At 58.2% G+C, this 18698-nt stretch carries 15 protein-coding genes; 7 read left to right on the forward strand and 8 right to left on the reverse strand.

Annotation, left to right across the window (positions count from 1 at the left end; genetic code table 11):
* Nucleotides 1-121: 121 nt before the first annotated feature.
* From PSH76_RS12670 to PSH76_RS12690, 5 genes are all read right to left on the reverse strand, one after another.
* Entirely contained in the window at nucleotides 122-3970 is a 3849-nt protein-coding gene (locus tag PSH76_RS12670; RefSeq protein ID WP_098951343.1) for a hypothetical protein, read from the reverse strand.
* Nucleotides 3971-4080: 110 nt separating this feature from the next.
* Nucleotides 4081-4503 carry a YqaA family protein gene (locus tag PSH76_RS12675; protein WP_305494209.1) on the reverse strand — a complete coding sequence of 141 codons (423 nt, stop codon included), beginning with the start codon at nucleotides 4501-4503 and terminating at the stop codon, nucleotides 4081-4083.
* Between the two features lie 3 nt (nucleotides 4504-4506).
* Complete coding sequence (locus PSH76_RS12680) at nucleotides 4507-4953, reverse strand: DUF411 domain-containing protein (RefSeq protein ID WP_032897098.1); 447 nt, start codon at nucleotides 4951-4953, stop codon at nucleotides 4507-4509.
* Nucleotides 4954-5046: 93 nt separating this feature from the next.
* Nucleotides 5047-5505: an SRPBCC family protein gene (locus PSH76_RS12685; RefSeq protein ID WP_138762814.1), complete on the reverse strand. Its 459-nt coding sequence runs from the start codon at nucleotides 5503-5505 to the stop codon at nucleotides 5047-5049.
* 133 nt (nucleotides 5506-5638) lie between these two features.
* A complete protein-coding gene (locus tag PSH76_RS12690; RefSeq protein WP_098951347.1) occupies nucleotides 5639-6634 on the reverse strand; it encodes an aldo/keto reductase in 996 nt (331 codons plus the stop codon).
* A gap of 114 nt (nucleotides 6635-6748) precedes the next feature.
* On the opposite strand from PSH76_RS12690, the gene PSH76_RS12695 reads away from it, so the two are divergent.
* Nucleotides 6749-7660 (forward strand): LysR family transcriptional regulator, encoded by a 912-nt coding sequence (locus PSH76_RS12695; RefSeq protein WP_032897103.1) that lies wholly within the window; start codon nucleotides 6749-6751, stop codon nucleotides 7658-7660.
* Here PSH76_RS12695 and PSH76_RS12700 read toward each other — a convergent pair.
* A complete protein-coding gene (locus tag PSH76_RS12700) occupies nucleotides 7657-8562 on the reverse strand; it encodes an AraC family transcriptional regulator (protein WP_305494210.1) in 906 nt (301 codons plus the stop codon). The genes PSH76_RS12695 and PSH76_RS12700 overlap by 4 nt on opposite strands.
* Before the next feature lie 103 nt (nucleotides 8563-8665).
* Between PSH76_RS12700 and PSH76_RS12705 the strand changes: the two genes are divergently transcribed.
* Genes PSH76_RS12705 through PSH76_RS12725 form a run of 5 tightly spaced genes read left to right on the forward strand, consistent with a single transcriptional unit; the run spans nucleotide 8666 to nucleotide 13071 of the window.
* A complete protein-coding gene (locus tag PSH76_RS12705) occupies nucleotides 8666-9226 on the forward strand; it encodes a carboxymuconolactone decarboxylase family protein (RefSeq protein ID WP_138762811.1) in 561 nt (186 codons plus the stop codon).
* A 39-nt stretch (nucleotides 9227-9265) separates the two neighbouring features.
* A complete protein-coding gene (locus tag PSH76_RS12710; protein ID WP_003191576.1) occupies nucleotides 9266-10327 on the forward strand; it encodes an acyl-CoA dehydrogenase family protein in 1062 nt (353 codons plus the stop codon).
* Complete coding sequence (locus tag PSH76_RS12715; RefSeq protein ID WP_032897114.1) at nucleotides 10324-11127, forward strand: ABC transporter ATP-binding protein; 804 nt, start codon at nucleotides 10324-10326, stop codon at nucleotides 11125-11127. Before PSH76_RS12710 ends, PSH76_RS12715 begins: the two co-directional genes overlap by 4 nt.
* Nucleotides 11114-12313 (forward strand): ABC transporter substrate-binding protein, encoded by a 1200-nt coding sequence (locus tag PSH76_RS12720; RefSeq protein WP_305494211.1) that lies wholly within the window; start codon nucleotides 11114-11116, stop codon nucleotides 12311-12313. Before PSH76_RS12715 ends, PSH76_RS12720 begins: the two co-directional genes overlap by 14 nt.
* The gene (locus PSH76_RS12725) at nucleotides 12310-13071 is read left to right on the forward strand and encodes an ABC transporter permease (protein ID WP_098951356.1); all 762 of its coding nucleotides are present in this window, start codon (nucleotides 12310-12312) and stop codon (nucleotides 13069-13071) included. The genes PSH76_RS12720 and PSH76_RS12725 overlap by 4 nt, the downstream gene beginning before the upstream one ends.
* Nucleotides 13072-13144: 73 nt before the next feature.
* On the opposite strand, the gene PSH76_RS12730 is transcribed toward PSH76_RS12725, so the two are convergent.
* Together PSH76_RS12730 and PSH76_RS12735 are read right to left on the reverse strand one after the other, a co-directional pair.
* Entirely contained in the window at nucleotides 13145-17974 is a 4830-nt protein-coding gene (locus PSH76_RS12730; RefSeq protein ID WP_305494212.1) for a hypothetical protein, read from the reverse strand.
* A 224-nt stretch (nucleotides 17975-18198) separates the two neighbouring features.
* On the reverse strand, nucleotides 18199-18330 hold the full coding sequence (locus PSH76_RS12735) for a hypothetical protein (RefSeq protein WP_256557817.1): 132 nt from the start codon (nucleotides 18328-18330) through the stop codon (nucleotides 18199-18201).
* A gap of 172 nt (nucleotides 18331-18502) precedes the next feature.
* Here PSH76_RS12735 and PSH76_RS12740 point away from each other — a divergent pair, with 172 nt between their 5' ends.
* Complete coding sequence (locus PSH76_RS12740; protein WP_014718591.1) at nucleotides 18503-18697, forward strand: hypothetical protein; 195 nt, start codon at nucleotides 18503-18505, stop codon at nucleotides 18695-18697.
* Nucleotide 18698 lies beyond the last annotated feature (1 nt).

Genomic DNA, 18698 nt, shown 5'->3' on the forward strand with positions numbered 1-18698 from the left:
TGTGGACGGGCAAGTCGTTGGCGTCCGCTTTGAGGCGTAACTGCTTTAACGCTCCCGGAATTTATCGGGGCTAGGGACGAACCCATAAATAGAATAGATTCGTCCCTTTTCATCACTCCGGCTAATCTTCGTATTTAAACTGGTCTATAGCTACCGCATTAAAAGTATTGCTGGGAACATTGGCGAACCATGCCGTTACCCCCGAGGCCAGATTGGTCGTCCAAAAGAACTCAATCCCAAATTCTTCACGCTGACGTGAGCGCGACCAATAGTAATTATTTGCCATTGGCCAACGACCAGCATACTGCTCTTGCATTAACTTTTGTTGCTCAAGATAAGGCAATGACATGTTTCTATCAACGGCACTGTTAAACATTTGATCGAACGTTCCCGAGCCATTGTTGTAAACCCAGATCACGTTTTCAATCGAGGCAGTAACTGTCCTGACCTGTGGCGGACTTGACGAGTCGGTAATGCTGATAATCGCTACCCCATTACCCCGTGTTGAGACTGCTCCATTTGCATCGACAGCGGCCACATTACTTTTACTGGACGAGAAACGATAGGGCGCGGTGCCGCCTGATACGTTCACTTGTGTCGTATTGCGTGACGTGCTGGTAGCGACAATGTTGGGGTAATCTCCCAACCTATACATATACGAACTGTGCCTGATTCTGTCTGGCCAGACGATAAGTGTATTACCGAGAGCAAGGGTGTATTGGGTGCTGGGGAAAGCCACTGCACGGCTTTTGTCGTTAATGCGGTTATAAGCCGCCCAGAATTTGACCGTGATCTGGCTGTTATTCGGCACCCTGGCCAACCAACTACGCAGCACTGCTTGATCTTTCAATCCATTCGCAGCCTCCGTGGCGTTAATCGCCTTGCCCTCGAACACGGTTAAATCTTCAATTCCCTCAGCGCTCAACACCATCCACGTCAGTTGATCTTCATCGCTCAAAGGCCATTTACTTACTGACCCCTTGGCGTCGCCAGCAAAACTCGCCAGGTCCAGCGTGTCTCCGTCGTTGACATTGTTGACGAGTGGCTGCGGTAAGTCTGCCGCAGGAATTGCATTGACCCAAACCGTCTGCACCTGCGACGCAATCGGATCAGGCACGCCTGTGCGCGCCACGGAATATGTCAGGCATACCGTACTGTATACGCTGCGATGCAAGACTTTATCAGCGGTGAGATTGAACACCACGGTGCCGCCATCCAGCCCAGGCAGACCAGCCGAATGACTGCTGCCGTCGGCAAAAGTCCATACAAGCGTGATGAAATCTTGGCCACTCATACCGGTATACCGTACGGTCACCGTCGTATTGTGTTCAATTGGCAGCGGGTCGACTGTCACATTCGGCCCGGTATCGGTGGTGCCATTGATAAAGGGGTGCGGCAAAACTCCTGATAGTGCCTGAATGGTGTACGTGCGTTGACGGAAGTGCACTGCATTGGTTTTGTTGGTACTACGATCAAAACTGGCCCAGAAATCGATGGTCAGCGTCGATCCATCCTTGAGCCTGCGCAGATCCGGCGGCGTGGGAGGCATGATGCCCAGACTCTCGCCCTCAGGCGTTACTAAATTCTCGCTGTACGTATCCTCACGGTAAGGCATGTCATCGCTGTAGATACCTTTATATGTCATCCATATCCGCTGAAAACGGTGAATGAAGAGCCAGATATTGATCAGGGTGCGCTCCTGGCCAGTGAGCTGGGAAACCACCAGTACCGGGCTATCATGCCCTTCGATGGTGGGGGTCGGTAGCGTGGTCAGGGGCAGTAACAGCAGATCCAGTATGGGCGACGGTATTCTCCGTGTGCCGCGCAGCACAAAGTACTGCACGGTAATCAAGCGACCTTCGGAAAGAATGTTAGCGCCTACCACTTCGCTCGGTACGTCAAAGTGCAACGTTCTTGAGGTGTTGCCATTCTGAGTGTCTTCATAAGTGCCGATGCCCGGTGTGCCACTGAACACTGCCATGACCCGGTCGCTGGGCGACATGGTCAGGAACGATACTTCAATCGTCGCTCCGGTTGTTGCGGCCTCCGGTCTTAGTTGGTCTGGGTATCGCGAGGCTTCAAGCACTTCCGGCCTTGGCAGTACACCTATTGCTTTACCGACTGTCACGTCAAGTGTTTCAGAGCGCAGTGGTTGGTTACCGCGTATGAGGGAATAGCTAAAGCGAATGGTGCCGTTGTTATTCAAGTCGACATACTTTCGAGCTACCGCAAACGAAATCTCTCCTGCTACAACGACGTTAATTGTGCCGCCTGTGCTGCCATCTACACCAGAGCCAACCCAGCGCCACACCACAGTGTCACCTGGTATAAAGGCATAGGGCAGAGTGGCATTGACCTGGAAAATTACATCGGTCGGATCGAGGTTGCCATTTTCATCTACGCCTTCAATCTGCGGCGCAGGCAGGTCGGCGCTACGTTCGCCTATTTCTACTATCAGGTGCTCGGATTCACGCACCGTCAGCACACCGGCGTCCTGTACCGTGGTCACACCATCATTGACACGATAAAAGACGTCGATCGGCCCGAGCCCGTCAAACTGTAAGAAATCTTTAGGGGACACAATCCGAAATTTTGTGGGCGGTGGAGGGTCACCCGCCTGCTGGGTTTGTTCATAAAACACCAGGCCGCCGCCGGGTTGGTGGGCCTCAAAGCGCAAGGTGACGTGATAGTTCGGATTGTAAGGTGTGAAGACCGGGAAGTTGACTTTGAGGTAGGGCTCGGTCGGATCAATCAAGCCGCCCTCGTTTTCCTCGATTTCAACCGCAGGCATGTTGGAAACAGTACCGAAAACTGTGACAGTCAGACCTGCGGAATAGCCAATCTCAGTGCCCAGCGGGAATTGCAGTTTGTAGGAAATTCTCATCGAACCGTTGATCAGGTCTTCGAGGATGCTGTTCTCGACGGTGGTATAGGCCGAACGCCCGGGCCGGGCGGCAAACGCTGGCAGTGTGACGGTGACTTTCGTTTTATCTGCGCGTGTGCCCTCGATGGTGGCTACGATCTGAGCGCCTGCTGGCGTTGTGGCGCCATTGGAGAGTCGTGTGGGCACAATCACTTCGAGTTCGAAGTGACTCTGTGCGTACTGATCGAAATCGACGTCATTACGATCAATGTCTGCGCCATCCACCAAGAAGTGGGGGCGCATGAATGCGTTTGGATCCAGGTTACTTTTCAGGTTTACGACCTGAGACCACTGCCGCACTTCCCCTGAGAAGTTCAGCACCAAGTCATAGATCCGGAATCGGATACTCAGCAGGCCGCTACCGCCCAAGGTGATGACATCCGGCTTGACAAACACCTCGATAGGCTTGAGCCCCTCAGCCTGATCCGCGTCCAACGACAGCTCCACCAAATGGCCGTTCCAATACAACTCGATGGTGTCACCTACATATGCTTCGGGGTAGTGATCAATGGTAATGAGCACACCCTCTTTTGCGCGGACGCTGTCGAGCTCGGCATTTGGGTCACTCAGGTCCTCTGGCAGGTGAAGGATCAGCGCCGAATGGTAGGGGAGGCCTGGGTCCTGATCCACGCCACCTGGCCGGGTATCTTTCAAGAACCAGGTTTCTTCCTGCGATGTGATTTCAGTGCCAGACCCGCTACGCCTGACCAGGCCATAGCAGGGGAACACCCTACCTAACGGTACATGCTCGCGTAGTACCGACAGTTGGTAGCGTGGCTGCGTTTCCTGGCCAGCAAAAATTTCCCCCCAGGCGACCGGAAAACGCCGGTCTCCCATATACCATTCGTAAGTATCGCCGACTCGCTTCTGGGTCCAGCTCTCGAAGGTAATCAACAAACGGTTTTCGAGGCTGCGTATACCAACCCCTACATCAGCAAGGAGTTCGGGAAGGGGGCGTACCGTGTTGTCGTTGTAGGGCGGCGGCTCCAGGCCTATGATGCGTGGTGGGTGCAGGATGGGTGGACTGTCTGAGCGTTTATCGGACATGGGGGTGACCCTTCAGGCTGATTTGAGAAAACGTGCCAAACAGGGTCAGCAAATATGAGAAGGTGATAACCGTCTAGCTGTGAGAAATGACAGTGGCGACGGGCGGTCAACTACCGAGTAATGAGCGCCAGCACGCCATAACGCACGCCCTTGGCCAGAGTCACCAGCAGCAAAAACCGCCACCACGGCTCACGCATCACCCCAGCCACCAATGTCAGCGGGTCACCAATAATCGGCACCCAACTGAGCAACAACGTCCAGTGCCCCCAGCGCGCGTAATGGCCGCGAGCCTTGTCCAGCTGCCTGGTGCTGACCGGGAACCAGCGTCGCTCTTTGAAGCGTTCCACCGAGCGCCCCAGCAGCCAATTGACCAGCGACCCCAGCACGTTGCCCAAAGTTGCGATGCCCAGCAGCAGCCACAGGTTGTAATGCCCGCTGAGCAGCAGGCCCACCAACACGGCTTCCGATTGCAGGGGCAATAACGTCGCCGCGCCAAATGCCGCGGCGAACAGCCCCAGGTAACCCATCAACACCGGTCAGTGAGCCGGGTAGTCCGCTACCACCACGTCTTTGCCCTCACGGGTAAGGCCTATGACTTGATAGGCCTCGCTGCGTCCATCCACTTCCATGCCTGGCGAGCCCAAGGGCATGCCCGGTGCGGCAAGGCCCAGCAGGTCGTCGCGCTTGCGCAGAGCCAGGACCTGTTCGGCGGGCACGTGGCCTTCGACGAATTTGCCGTCGATGACCGCTGTGTGGCACGAGCCAAGGCGTGGCGCGACACCCAGGCGTTGTTTCACCGCGCTCATGTCGGCTTCAACGTGGTCGTTGACCTTGAATCCGTTGCTTTCCAAATGGCTGATCCATTTTTTGCAGCAGCCGCAGTTGGCGTCGCGGTGGACGTCGATGGGGATCAGCTCGGCGGCCTGGGCCAGGGTGGTGGTGAACAGGGCACTGAGCAGGGCCAGTCGCAATGGGGTTTTCATCGTGGGTCTCACTCAAGGCGCGGCAATAAGCCGGGCATTCTCCCTGCTTTTGCGGGCGTGTTTGCATTGTGACGCCGTTGTAATGTTTCTAAATTATACGAAGCCCTGGTTTTCCAGCCTTTGCTTGAGCCTGTCCAATGCAATCGCCGATAACGTGACCATGCGCTCATGCAAAGACGCCAGTTGCAGTTCGGTCTCGTAAGTCAGCACCCGCTTGAACAGCGTGCCTCGCTGATGAGCGCGCAAGAAATAATGGATGGAACCGTCAACCGCCAGGGAGGTGAACACGGTCTTGAATTCGCTGGGGCGGCGGGCGATTTGTACGCGGTAACTCATGGGGACGCGTATGCCCAGCAGGTCGATGATTTCGGTAAAGCGCGTGCCGACCGGTAATGAACCGGTGGTGCCGGTGTCGGCGCTGAGGGAGGTGGGGTGCCACTCGTGCCAGCGGTCGGGCTGGGTGACATAGTCATAAACCGCGTCGATCGGCGCCTGGATGAAGCGCTCCTGACTGATCTGCTCCAAGCGGACCGAATGCTCAGTCGCGTGCATGACACACCTCCTGTGTGGCGGTTTTTACACTAGGAGCTGTGAGAATAGTCTGACTCCTGCGCTTTGCACGGGAGTCGGCAGGCCGTTCATCAATCCCGCTCAGAACGGCCCGCACAAAGGTTTTCAGCAGGCGCTAGATATCCAGCATGGCCAGCACTTCCTTGGGGTAACGCAGTCCTGCGGCTGCATCGGCAGGGAAAATCGCATCCAGGGCAGCCAGTTCTTGCGCGCTGAGGGAAATCGACACCGCCTCCACATTCTCTTGCAGATAGGTGCGCCGCTTGGTGCCGGGAATCGGGATGATGTAATCGCCTTGGGCCAATACCCAGGCCAGCGCCAGTTGTCCGGCCGTCACACCTTTGTCTGCCGCCAGGGCCTTGACCTGTTCGACCAGCTGCAGGTTTTTCGCAAAGTTCTCGCCCTGAAAGCGCGGGCTGAAGCGCCGGTAATCATCAGCACCGAAATCATCCGGACTTTTCAGCGCGCCGGTTAGAAAGCCACGGCCCAACGGGCTGTACGGCACAAACGCGATGCCTAGGCGTTGGCAGGTGGCGAGGCAGCCGTTGTCTTGCTGGTCACGGCTCCACAGCGAATATTCACTTTGCAGGGCGCTGATAGGATGGACCTTATGCGCTCGTTCCAGGGTAACGGCAGACGCCTCGCTCAGGCCCAGATAGCGAACTTTGCCCTGTTTCACCAGGTCGGCCATGGCGCCGACGGTTTCTTCGATGGCCACGTCCGGGTCGATGCGGTGCTGGTAGTACAGGTCCAGCGTATCCACCCCGAGGCGTTGCAAGGTGCCGTCGATGGCGTTGCGGATATAGTCGGGCCGGCCATTCACGCCGCGTACTACGGGGTTGGCGGGGTCGCGCACGATCCCGAATTTGCTGGCCAGGAAGACCTGGTCCCGCTTGCCAACGATGGCCTTGCCGATCAATTGCTCATTGGTGTGCGGGCCGTACATGTCAGCGGTGTCGAGAAAGTTGACGCCCAACTCTAAGGCGCGGTGCAAGGTTGCAGTGGCCTCGGTGGTGTCGGTGCCGGGCGTGTAGAAATCGGTCATGCCCATGCAGCCAAGGCCAATGGCAGACACATGCGGGCCGTTTTTACCGAGTTGTCGAGTGTGCATAGGGGCGCTCCTTGTGATGAGGGCCCATTGTTGCCCTTGAAAAAATGCAGATAAACCCGCTAAAAGTGCTATCACTGTTTGTAATATCTAAACAATCCTTGCAGGAGCACTCTTTTGGATCGTTTTAACGCCATGCGCGTGTTTACTCGGATTGTCGAATTGGGCGGGTTTGCCAAGGCCGCCGACAGCCTGCAATTGCCACGCGCCTCAGTGACCATTTTGATCAAGCAATTGGAGGCCCATCTCGGCGTGCAACTGCTGCAGCGCACCACACGCCACGTCAGCCCGACCCTGGATGGCGCGGCGTACTACCAACGTTGTGTGCAGTTGCTGACCGATCTTGAGGAAACCGAGGCGGTGTTTTCCACGCAGCGCCAGAACCCCCGCGGCACCTTGAGTATCGATATGCCCTCAGGCATTGGCAGTTTGATCGTGATTCCGGCTTTACCCACATTCACCGCCCTGTACCCGCAGATCGAACTGGAGATCGGCCTCAACGACCGCCCGGTAGATCTGATACGCGAAGGCGTCGATTGCGTGTTGCGCGGTGGTCCGGCCCTGGACGAATCGCTGGTGGCGCGCCCCTTGGCGATGATGGAACAACTGACCCTGGCCAGCCCCGCGTACCTTGCGCGCATGGGCACGCCTTTGTGCCTTGAGCAGTTGGCGGATCACCAAATGGTCGAGTACGTTTCCAGTGCCAGCGGTAAACGGTTTGGCCTGGAATTTTTGCTGGGCAGCGAGTTGCGCCCGATCAACCTGAAGAAGGTGGTTGCCGTAAACAGCTCCACCGGTTACTTCGCTGCGTGCGAAGCCGGCTATGGGCTGATCCAGGCGCCGCGTTATCACGCGCTGCGCCAACTGGCCGAGGGCACGTTGGTGCAGGTGCTGGCCGATGTAGCAGTACCGAAAATGGCGCTGACAGCGTTGTACCCGCCCCATCGGCAGTTGTCCCAGCGGGTGCGGGTGTTTGTCGATTGGCTGGTGCAGTTGTGCGCCCGGCCCGGCACGGGTTTACACGGTTAAGCTTGCGCCCTGCGATAGGCGCCAGGCTGTTGCCCGGTGACTTTATGAAAGGCTCGGGTAAACGCCGCCACCGACTGATACCCGGCCGCCAGCGACACCTCGGCCACGGTCTGGTCCGCCTTGAGCAACCCACAGGCGTGGCGCATGCGGATCATCAGCAGTACTTGCCCGGGTGACTGCCCGCACAATTCGCTGAAGCGCTTGAAAAACGCCGAGCGCGACAACCCCGTGCAGGCCGCCATGCTTTCCAGGCTCCAGGGCTCGGCGGGGCGGGCGATCAATTGCTCCAGCAAATGCGCAAACGCAGGAGCCCGGCCTAGCGCCGCCAGGCCGCCAAGCTCGGTGTTGTCGAGCACTTGCTGACGCAACACATACAGGAACAGCAGGTGGCACAGGCGCTCCAGCAAAGCGGAAGAGGGCGCCGGCGTGCGTGCGCATTCTTGCAGGATCAATTCGAACAGGCTGCGTGCAGCCATCAGCGACGGGTCGCCGGCGCGCAGGATGATCCAGTTGGGGAGGGTGTCGACAATGAGTGTCGACAAGCCGGATTGGAAGTGAAAGAAACCGCAGACTAATCCCACTCCGTCGGTGGCCGTACTGTCGAGGGGCAGCATTGCGCGGCGTGGGCACTCCTGGGCGCCGGCTGCCGTGGCTTGGCCGGACAGGCGAAAAGCAAAGTCTCGCAGCAGAAACACCGCGTCACCATTATTCAGGTGTTGTGGCCTTGGATCGCCGTCGATATGCAGCCAGCATTCGCCCTGCACGATCAAGTGGAAGCTCGCCTGTGCCAGGCCGTGGGTGCTCGCGTGCCAGTCACCGCAATAGCGGCCGACGTGAAACAAGCTGGTGTTGAGTTCGAGGCTATCTAATAACCAATCGACAAGGACGCTGGACGAATTCATCTAATGGAAAGACTCAAGAGCAAGTAATCGCTACTTTAGCCTATTGAGCGCTTTTTTTAGAACCAACAGACTGGGGCATTCAAACCCAACAGGAGTCCACTTCATGTCCCGCGTACCGCTGCTCACCCCCGAAACTGCCCCGGAGGCCGCCAAACCCTTCCTGGAAAACGCGCTCAAAGGCTCGGGTTTTATTCCTAACCTGCTGGGGGTATTGGCCAACGCACCGGCTGCGCTGGAAACCTACATCACCGTCTCCGGCTTGAATGCGAAGGCCGAGCTGAGCCTGGCCGACCGTGAGGTGGTGCAGCTGATTGCCGCCACCAGCCACGGGTGTGATTTCTGCGTCGCCGGGCACACCGCAGTTGCCCGCAACAAAGCCAAGCTGCCGGAGGAAGTGATCGAGGCCCTGCGCCGCCGCGGTGAATTGCCTGACGCACGCTATGAGACACTCGCCGCCTTTACCCGTGAAGTGATCGCCACCCGTGGGGATGTGAGTGACGCAGGCTTCGAAGCGTTCCGCGCTGCCGGCTACACCGACGGCCACGCGCTGGAAGTCATCCTGGGTGTCAGCCTGGCAACCCTGTGCAACTTCGCTAACGTGTTTGCCCGCACCCCGCTGAACCCGGAGCTGGCGCAATACCGTTGGGAAAAACCGGCCAGCTGATTCGGCGTTGGCCCATCTGCTGTAAAAGGAGAGACATGAATGCTTGACCCAATCTTGAGCCGTTGGCTCGATGTTCAAGCGCAGGCCCTGGACGTGGGCAGTTGCGATCCACAGGAAGTGCTGCCGCGGCTGGCAGAAGCCAATATTCTGAAAATCGGCGTGCCCACTCAATTGGGCGGCCTGGGCGGTGATGTGGCGGGGGCGGTCGAGGCCATCGCCAATGTGGCCAGCCATTCCCTGGCGGCAGCGTTTGTGTGCTGGGGCCAGCGCTCGTTTATCGAGTACTTGCTGCAGAGCCCCAATCAGCGCCTGCGCGAGCAACTGATGCCAGACCTGCTCAGCGGCAAGTTGGCCGGGGCCACCGGGCTGTCGAATGCGATGAAGTTTCTGTCGGGTATCGAGACGTTGCAGATCAGCGCCGAGCCCAACGACCACGGTTGGACCCTCAACGGTCGCCTGCATTGGGTGACCAACTTGCGCAAGAATGGCTTTGTCGCTGCAGCGGCCATCGAGCATGCGGGCGGCGGCGCGCCGTTTATCCTGGCGATTCCGGATTCGGTGGCCGGGTTACAGCGTTCCCGCGACCTGGAGCTGCTCGGGCTGCAATCGAGCAACACCGCAGCGCTTGGCCTGGAAGGCGTGGAGCTGAGTCGCGAGTGGTTGCTGCACGAGGATGCGCGCAAGTTCTTGCCCGCGGTACGCCCGGCGTTCCTGGGCTTGCAGTGCGGCATGTCGATTGGCTTGGCCCGGCGTTCCCTGGCCGAAGTGGCTCACCATTTGGGTGCCAGTCGCACCGTACTGCGCGAAGAGTTGGAAGCCCTGCGCGTGACCCTGGATCATCTGGTCAGCGAGCTTAAAAACGGGCTGTTGGCCGGGCGTTTTACCGCCGAGCCGATACCGCTGTTCAAGCTGCGCATCGCCTTGGCTGAAACCGCCGCCAGCGCCGTGCAGCTTGAACTGCAAGCCAGCGGTGGCAAGGCTTATTTGACCGCCCACGGCAGCGGCTTTGCCCGGCGCTGGCGCGAGTCGGCCTTTGTGCCGATCGTAACGCCCAGCCTGGTGCAACTGCGTACCGAGCTGCATCGCCAGGCCAATCTATGAGCCAGGCGGTATTGACGGCCCAGGGCATTTGCCTGGGGTATGGCAGCGGGCCGGTGCTGCAAGGCTTCGACTTGCATTTGCAACCGGGCGAAGTGGTGTCGATCCTGGGCCCTAGCGGCGTGGGCAAATCCAGCCTGCTGCGGGTGCTGGCCGGCTTGCAGGCACCTCAATCAGGCCGTGTGCAGGTATTGGGCGAGCCATTGAGCGGCCCGCATCCGCGCGTGGTGGTGGCCTTTCAAGACCCGAGCCTGCTGCCTTGGCTGACCCTGGAAAAGAACGTTGCCTTCGGCCTGGATTTCGCCCGCCAACCGCACTTGAGTGTTGAAGAGCGCCGCCGGCGTGTCGACCACGCCATTGCGGCGGTAGGGCTGGAGCCTGCGCGCCAGCAGTTCCCGGCGCAGTTGTCCGGTGGCATGGCCCAGCGCACGGCATTGGCTCGCTGCCTGGCGCGTCAGCCGCAAGTGTTGCTGCTTGATGAACCCTTCGGCGCGCTGGATGAAGTGACTCGCGCCGATATGCAGCACCTGTTGCTCAAGGTCAATCGTGAGCAGGGCTCGGCGGCCGTATTGATCACTCACGACATCGACGAAGCGTTGCTGCTATCGGACCGCATCCTGCTACTGGGCAACCGCCCGGCGCGGACGTTGGGCGAGTGGGCTATTGATTTGCCGCACCCTCGGGAAGAACAGGTCGAGGCCATCGGCGCGCTGCGTATCGAGATTTTGAAAACCTTACGGCAGGCGAGCCGCCCTCAACCCAACCCCCTTGAACAACAGGAGTTTACCCATGTGTCTGGATGACCTGACCCACTCGCGCCGTGACTTTCTAAAGCTTTCCGCTGTGCTCAGTGCCGCCGGCGCCTTGCCTCTGCTGAGCAGCTTGCAGGCGCGTGCCGCCAACGAGCCCGACGCGCCGGTGCGCATTGGCTACCTACCTATCACTGACGCCACGCCACTGCTGGTGGCCCACAACAACGGCCTGTTCGAAGCCGAAGGCATCAAGGCCGAGCGCCCGGTGTTGTTGCGCAGTTGGGCCCAGGTAATCGAGGCGTTTATCTCCGGCCAGGTCAACGTCATACACCTGTTGTCGCCGATGACCGTATGGGCGCGCTATGGCAGTAAGGTGCCAGCCAAAGTGGTGGCGTGGAACCATGTGGGCGGTTCAGGCTTGACCGTATCGCCAGGCATTACCGACGTGAAGCAACTGGGCGGCAAGTCGGTGGCGATTCCGTTCTGGTACTCGATCCATAACGTGGTGGTGCAGCAACTGTTCCGCGATAACGGCCTCACCCCGGTCACTCGCGCCACCGGCAGTTCGATTGCCGCCAATGAGGTCAACCTGATCGTGTTGCCGCCCTCGGACATGCCTCCGGCTTTGGCCAGCAAACGCATCGACGGCTACATCGTCGCCGAACCGTTCAACGCGCTGGCAGAAAACCTCAAGGTCGGTCGTGTGCAGCGCTTTACTGGCGACGTGTGGCGCAACCATGCCTGCTGCGTGGTGTTCATGCATGAGTACGACCTGGCCAACCGCCCGGAGTGGTCGCAAAAGGTGGTGAACGCCATCGTCAAGGCCCAGGTATGGACCCGTGACCACCGCGGTGAGGCGGCGCTGCTACTGTCCAAGAGCGGCGATAACCGTTACACGCCCCATGCCGAGCCGGTGTTGAGCAAAGTTCTGGCGCCGGCTGCCAGCGACCGGGACGCCTATTTGAAAAGCGGCGCGATCCAGCATGCCAACTGGGACGAGCATCGCATCGACTTTCAACCGTACCCGTTCCCCAGCTACACCGAAGAACTGGTGCGGCGCTTGAAGGACACCTTGATCGAAGGCGACAAAAAGTTTCTCGCCGGCTTGGACCCAGCCTTCGTGGCCAAGGACCTGGTGGACGACCGCTTCGTGCGCAACGCGATCGAAGCCGTGGGCGGCATGCAGACCTTCGGTTTGCCGGAAGGCTATGAGCGGCACGAGGAGATCGGCGTTTGAACAACAGCAGAATCCCCGGCTGGTGGCTGGGGCTGAGTGGCTTGGCGGGTTTGCTGCTGCTGTGGTGGCTGGGCGTGAACGTGTTTGGCGAGGCCGATGGCCTGTCGGCGCGCTTTTCCCTGGCGGCCACCGCCAGCAGCCTGTGGGAATTGCTCGGGCGCGGTGAGTTGTACCTGCATATCGCCGTGAGCCTGAAGCGTATTTTTGTCGGGTTGTTTCTCGCGTTGTTGGTGGGCGTACCGCTCGGTTTGCTGGTGGGCAGTTCGCGTAACCTGGAGGCGGCGACCACGCCGGCGTTCCAGTTTCTGCGGATGATTTCGCCGCTGTCCTGGATGCCGATCGTGGTGATGCTGATGGGCGTGGGCGACCAGCCAATCTACTTCCTGCTGGCCTTTGCCGCCGTCTGGCCGATCATGCTCAACACCGCAGCGGGCGTACGTCAGCTCGACCCGCGTTGGTTGCAGTTAAGCAAGAGCTTGAGTGCCACGCGTTGGGAGACGTTACGCCGGGTGGTCATTCCAGGCGTGGTGGGGCATGTGCTGACCGGCGTACGCTTGGCCATCGGTATCCTCTGGATCGTGCTGGTGCCTTGCGAAATGCTTGGGGTCAGTGCGGGGCTGGGGTATTACATTCTCGACACCCGTGATCGGCTCGCTTACTCGGAGTTGATGGCGATGGTGCTGGTGATCGGGGTGCTGGGGTTTGCGCTGGATGCGTTTGCGCGTGGGTTGCACCAGCGGTGGGTGCATGGCGGTTGATGGCTTGAACGTCGCCATGTGAAGCAGCCGACGTGCCACGTTGGGGCGCGAGCCCCAACGGTTTACCCGGTGCTTACGCTTTTATGTCAATCTGCAAATCGCCGACAGTGTCATCTCTGCTGGATATTCTCACTGAGGTGTCACGGGTAGCGCCCGCTTTACGGCCTCCACTGTGGGCGATATCCGATTTTTGATAGACGCCAATACCGATGCCACCGGTTAACTCCGCGATACCATAAACACCCTCGGCCGTATTCATATGCGAGCGGCCTACCAACACCACGGATTTTCCGCCGAGTTCATTTTTCATTATCTGCCTGGCACCGTAATAGTTCACTTCCTCAAGACGTTGCTTGGACAATGCCAGATACTCGGGGGCGTTTTTATCAAGTTTACCCAGGCCTTCGAAATAGCCAGGAGTATCGGAGTGCCTTGTCAAAAACTTGTGCTCAAGCGGCAGTAATTCGATTCCATATTTTTCGGCTTCCGTTATCAGTTCCTCATAGATTTTTTCACCCCCGGGTCGTCGCTTCAGAGCGTGTCGGAACGAACGATCGTCTAGCAGGCCATACGGGTCGAGTGTCGTACCTTCCAGGTAAATGGCGCTGACGCCCTTTTCATGGAATGTTTTCATTCCGTCGCGTAGTGCAATCAGGCCTGCAACTTCAGTGTGATCTTCTCCCAGCACCAGTACATCGGTATTTTCCAACGCCTTTTCAAATGTCTGGTTGGGCGTCAGTGCATCCTCGATATCAGGCACTGTTGCAGCGCGCGGCCTCTCGCCCTTGGCCGCGTCTTGTAAATAACCGCTTTTCTCCAATACAAACTTTTCCCGTGTCTGTTTAATTCTATTGGGTGTGAAATGATCCAGGACCAGATAACCGTTCGTGCTGCGGCTCGTCGCGTATTCGTCCTCGGGTAGCGGCACCCTCTTGACGGCCTTGGAGGGGCGAGACGCCCTGCTTAGTGGGTTATGACGTACGCCATTGCGGCTGCTCGTCGTCGTATCATGCAGGTTAGGCGAGGGCGGCATCAGTAGATCCGCCGGGGAAAACTCCCTGGCCGCGCCGTAGGGCTTTTGTGTCATCGCATCGTAGGCATACCATTTGCCGTTGTGCTTGATGGCCGAACCTTGCACCTGTTGCTCACCGACTCTGAACAAGCCCGTCGCCGCAGCTTCATAACGCTTGCTCGCTTTAACCAGCTCACCGCCTGTGGCCATGCCGCGCACTCGTTGAACACCCGCGCGGGCGGCGCTTGCACCTTCCATCAGCACTTTGCCCGCGCCTACCGTCAAGTCACCTAGACCACCCAGCGGGTTGAATGCGCTGAAGGCGGTCGCCCCAATGATTCGGCCGCTGCGGGCGACTTTGGCGAGCGCATTGCCGGTTTTGCCGACGGCTTTTGCCAACTTTCCGACCATGGCCACGCCCGCAGTGAGGAAGCCGAACAAATCAAACGTCAAGTCTATGGCACCGTCCTTTATGTTGCCGTTGCGAAAATGGGCAATGGCCGATCTGAGGGGGATAAGATCCAGCAAAAATTCGCCTATCGTGGTGAGGGTGTCACGCTGTTGTTCCCTGGCCGTTCTGCCTTCGGCCAGGCGCCTGACGGCGTCACTGTCGATCCCCAGACCCTTCACGACCGTTTCTGCCACCTCCTGAATTCGATGGTTTTGGAAGTGGTTCTGATTACTGCCGTGATACAGCGGTTTCTCATGCTCGAAAGAGGTATTGGCTGGATTAGGAGAATACTCCTCGACCCTGATGACTTCGTCCGAGAAAGTGACGGGTTTGTGTTCGGCTGGGTGTGATCCAGTTTTTTGAATGGTGCCTTTCTCGGTGTCAAACAAGTACGACTGCTTTTTCCCATTGAGCTCGGTTTGCACTCGAATCGTGGCGCTCGAATGGAACAGTTTTTCACCGACAAATGGAATGTAAGAGACCCTGTAGGAATTTTCTTTGAAGAACCGGATTTTGCCGTAGTTAAGTTGGGTTCGGTCCTCCAGAGGCAAGTGCGTGATAGCGTTCATCACCAGATCTTTGTTGATGTCTTTGTAAAGGTTGGTGACCTCGGTGAATTTTTTGTTGAACTCGCTCACAACGTTGTATTGAGCTTTATCACGAGTGAGCGCGACAAAGTCGTCAAATGTTTGCTTGCTGATTGTGGCGCCATCCGTGCGTTGCCAATACTCATCGAGTTTCATCCCCTCCATGGTGAGGTCCAGCATCGAATGGGCGGGGCCGAATCGAGGGCCGATGGATTCATGCCCGTAGTTGATGCGCAGGCATTTTTCTTCAAAATCGATATCACCGCCGAATTTCTCTTTGAGCAGAGCCAATGCCATGGCCCTTCGATTGGGCATCGGTGTTTCAAGCCGTTCGGACATGACTTTCAAAGCATCCAGTTGCCGGTTGAACACCGTACGGGCGTATTCGATGTTCTCTTGGGTGTAATCCCCACTTAGGTCGATATGGGTAATTTGATTGGCGACTGCCCAGTCCATCAGCACCGCTTTCTGTACCGCTTCGCTGGCCGGCGGTGTGTCTTCGGCTGCCAGCATGACTTCACCGAAACTCATCGACGCAGCCTTGCCAGGCGTTTGTGCTTCGATGCGGGCGACTGCCAGGCACAGATTCGCCCACGCCATGCTGCCGACAGTGACGATGGCAGGAATGTCTTTGACCAAGAACTGAGGGGCGACACGTCCCAACAGCAAGCGTGCGCCCAATGCAGCTGTCTGCGTGGAGGTCTTGCCGCTGGTACTCAGGTGCTCCGCCAGGGCGCTGATAATGTCTGAGGGCGGCTTGTTCCAGTATGTATCGGCAGCGAGATCGAAGCCTGCGACACGGCTTCGACTGGGGTGGTCGATGGACTCGTGATCAAGCCCCAAATGGATCGCCGCCAATACGTAATCGTTGATACTGCTGTGGGTGGCTATGCCATTGATCTTGTTTTGGATCGCTTCGCCCAAGGCCTTGTAACGGGGCGAGCCGAGCAGTTTTTCCAGCGCTTTCGCGGGGTCTTGCATGTCGGTTGGCGACAACGATACGGCGCTGGCCAGGTAGTCCAATGCGCCCCAGCTGGGATTTTGCAACGGCAAGCCCTCCAGGCCGGCGCTGTTGCATGCGACCACGTTGAACAGTTCGCGTTGGTTTTCAACACTCAGGGGCAGTGGCCATGACAGGGCGCCTGCGAAATTGCCCAAGGGGTGCTGCTGCGCTCGAACGTTCGCGGTTTGCACCAAGGCCAGTAGGTCGTCGAGGGTCTTGGGCAATGGCAAGCCGTTTTCAGTGAGGAACGCTTCAACGCTTACGGACATGCCAGGTGCGCGTATATAGGATTGGTAATGGCCGGAGTCTGGCGCGATATTCATCGGCGTTTTTTTCAGAATGGCCGACACGTCCCGCGCTGTGGGTTTTTCCGGCAATGTCTGGATGGACTCGTTGAGTGTTTGAGCCAGGTATTGCCAGTTTTTCTGGTTCCCAAGGCTTTGGTCCAGCGCCTGGCGAGCGTCCTGATTGTGTGATCGGCTGTCCAGCCATTGCGCGCGCGTCAACAAGGCGTTATCGCCGTCGAAATGCCATCCGAGGTCGGCGGCTTCATGCAGGCCTCTCTCAGTCAAGAGGTGTCGCCAGGGGTCTACTAGAATCGGTTCTTGGCTTTGCGAGTCATATAGCGCTTGTAGTTCGTTGCTCACCTGTTGTCGCTGGCGCTCCAACAATTGCGGTACACCTGCTGCAATCACGTCAACCTTCACCGGGGAGAGGTTCTGGCTCAGATGAGTTTGCCAGTCATCTTTCAAGCTCTGCTGAACCTCTATAGGCAGGCTCTGTAGTAATTGCTGCGCGGCATCGGGGTCGTCGTTGATGCGTTGACGCAGTGCCGCAAGTGCCTTGGCCGGGCTGTCGAATGTTTCGTAGCCATCGCGGGGGGTGTAGAGCACGGTCAGCCCTTGCTGTTGGCCAGGCAGCAGGGTCCGATCGGTTTGCGCGCTATTGAATGGGCGTGTCGCTGACGACCCATCGCTGCTGGTGATCAGGAAGGCACCCGCCAACAGGCTGCCGGCCGGGCGTGGCACCTCTAGCTTGAGCGGGTAGACGCCAGGCCGGTCTCCCTCTTTCATCGCGCGTTCCCGAGCCTCCAGGGTCGGGTATTGGAATGCCTTGTCGATCAAAGATTTGGCTGCGGGCGTCAACGCACCGTCTTCCACTCCCAAGGCCGCCAGAGTGGAGAGCATCTCTCGGTGGATAGCCAGCAACTCGTTTTGGGGGGACTCAGGGTTGGGTTCGCCCGTGCGTGGCTCGGTCCAGAATCGGGCAAGGCTCAGGGGCAGTTGTTTTTCGATGGTTTGTGCAATTGAAAGCAGGGTGTCGCGAGTCTGCAATTGCTGGGTGCTTTCGCTTGGCGAATCGCTGCGGTAAAAGCCGACTTCCATGCCGACGGTACTGGTCGAGGGCTCAGCGTCGGGAGATGTCTTGAGCTGGCGCAACGCCTTGAATAGCGCCTCGGTGATGCCTTCCACCGAGACCAAAGTGCGCTGGCCCTGCTCATCGGTGTGATAGCGGTGTACATACAGCGACGAGACGTCCACGGGAGGCGTAATGCCTAAACTGCGGGCGAGTTGCTGCTCGATAACGCTGCTGAGCGTCGGCTGGCGTAGCAGCAGTGCCTGGATGTCCTGATTGAGTTGCTGGTATTGATTGAGCAACAGGCGTTGATCAGTTATTTGCAGGCCCTTGATCAGGTCAGAGCGAGTCGCGCTGGCCGGCACGATAGCCTCTACCTCAGGAGCAGAAGGCGTTTGGGCCGAGGGTGAGATTTGTGGGGTGTGAGAAGCCTGGGTGGTTTCATCGACGCAGGCGTCTCGGCGCAGGCGAGGGTGGGCGATACCTGTCAGCAAGTGAGTTATTCCGATGGCATTGGCCCAGGCGTCCTGATGGTAATCCGAGGGATGATTCTTCCTTAGTTGGGCCTCGGATAATTGGGGTGAAAGCGTCGGAAGGTTCCGAGCAGGCCCGCTGAAATGTTATTTACGAATATGTACCGCCCGTGGCGGCAATGCTGGGCTGCCCAGCTTGCCGCACGCAGTGTCTACGCAGGGTCAGGTAAATTTGATGGAGGGGATCAGCGCCGTTCGTAACCGCGGCCGCCGTCATCGTGGTGATCATGCCAACCACCGCCGCGCGGGAAGAAGAAGCAGCCGCTGATGCTCAGCATGATCAGAAGGGGAACTAGCAGCACGAGTCGTCGAAGCATTTAATGATCCTCAAGGGAGCCTTACAGAGTCAGTCAGGCGCCGGACAAGCCAAAACTATTGATCGCCTGTAACATAAGACCCCGCCGACCCCGTGCCATCCCCAGAATTGGGTATGTGCTTGGCATGCGCGGCGATACACAGTGGATACATTCTCAGGTTCAGGAACTTGTCATGACCCAAAAGCAACGCTTGAAATACTCGCTTCTGATTGCCCTGGCGGTACTGGGCGCGATGTTCGGCCTGTCTTATCTGCAGAACACAGGTGTGATCAGCGAAAAAACCTTCCAGTACCTGGCGATCGCGATTGCCGTGGTGGTCGTGGTGATCAACGGCATCATGCGCCGCAAGGTCAAGCCTAACTTCTGAC

Source organism: Pseudomonas sp. FP215, from assembly GCF_030687795.1.
GTDB lineage: Bacteria > Pseudomonadota > Gammaproteobacteria > Pseudomonadales > Pseudomonadaceae > Aquipseudomonas > Aquipseudomonas salmasensis.

Excerpts from the sequence above, each read along its gene's own strand:
- PSH76_RS12670 (WP_098951343.1), bottom strand. The coding sequence starts at position 3,970 with ATGTCCGATAAACGCTCAGACAGTCCACCCATCCTGCACCCACCACGC.
- PSH76_RS12680 (WP_032897098.1), bottom strand. The coding sequence starts at position 4,953 with ATGAAAACCCCATTGCGACTGGCCCTGCTCAGTGCCCTGTTCACCACC.
- PSH76_RS12685 (WP_138762814.1), bottom strand. The coding sequence starts at position 5,505 with ATGCACGCGACTGAGCATTCGGTCCGCTTGGAGCAGATCAGTCAGGAG.
- PSH76_RS12690 (WP_098951347.1), bottom strand. The coding sequence starts at position 6,634 with ATGCACACTCGACAACTCGGTAAAAACGGCCCGCATGTGTCTGCCATT.
- PSH76_RS12700 (WP_305494210.1), bottom strand. The coding sequence starts at position 8,562 with ATGAATTCGTCCAGCGTCCTTGTCGATTGGTTATTAGATAGCCTCGAA.
- PSH76_RS12705 (WP_138762811.1), top strand. The coding sequence starts at position 8,666 with ATGTCCCGCGTACCGCTGCTCACCCCCGAAACTGCCCCGGAGGCCGCC.
- PSH76_RS12710 (WP_003191576.1), top strand. The coding sequence starts at position 9,266 with ATGCTTGACCCAATCTTGAGCCGTTGGCTCGATGTTCAAGCGCAGGCC.
- PSH76_RS12715 (WP_032897114.1), top strand. The coding sequence starts at position 10,324 with ATGAGCCAGGCGGTATTGACGGCCCAGGGCATTTGCCTGGGGTATGGC.
- PSH76_RS12720 (WP_305494211.1), top strand. The coding sequence starts at position 11,114 with ATGTGTCTGGATGACCTGACCCACTCGCGCCGTGACTTTCTAAAGCTT.
- PSH76_RS12735 (WP_256557817.1), bottom strand. The coding sequence starts at position 18,330 with ATGCTTCGACGACTCGTGCTGCTAGTTCCCCTTCTGATCATGCTGAGC.
- PSH76_RS12740 (WP_014718591.1), top strand. The coding sequence starts at position 18,503 with ATGACCCAAAAGCAACGCTTGAAATACTCGCTTCTGATTGCCCTGGCG.